This window comes from Microtetraspora sp. AC03309, assembly GCF_020826795.1.
GTDB lineage: Bacteria > Actinomycetota > Actinomycetes > Streptosporangiales > Streptosporangiaceae > Microtetraspora > Microtetraspora glauca.
On record NZ_JADDIL010000540.1, the window covers coordinates 1 to 434 of the forward strand.

Annotated in this window: 1 protein-coding gene; it reads right to left on the minus strand. The window is 70.7% G+C overall.

Annotation, left to right across the window (positions count from 1 at the left end; all coding sequences use genetic code 11):
• Positions 1-409: putative nucleotidyltransferase substrate binding domain-containing protein (locus IMZ11_RS44255; RefSeq protein ID WP_228649752.1), on the minus strand; the 409-nt coding region annotated here is incomplete at its 3' end.
• Between the last annotated feature and the right edge of the window lie 25 nt (positions 410-434).

The window sequence follows — 434 nt, forward strand, 5'->3', positions numbered from 1 at the left end:
GATAGTCGAGTTTGCGCCGCACGCCCGTGAGTTCGCGGCCGATGCTGCGCAGCGCGGTGCGGTCCTGAGGCGGGAGATCCGAGAGCTCGATGTGTTCGTCGACGTGGGCATCGGATCCGGCAGAGTCCCAGCGTGCGGCCCGGACCCGCCAGCGGATGCTGGAGCCGATCGCGTGACATTTGGCCAGCGCCCGGGCGTCGTCGGGATCCAGGTACCGGGTGCCGGCGGCCGCACCTAGGCGGTCGGCGGTGGCCAGCGCATCGGAGCCGCAACTGAGTCCAGCCCAACGGGCGATCCGCACCACCGGGTCGACGGCGGCATGTTTGATGTCGACACGGCCATCCCCGGACGTCAGCGTTCGCAGCCGGGAGGGGATGTAGGCGCGGGCGAAGGTGGCGTCCTGCAACATGGCAGCCAGCGCCGCGGGTTGTGCC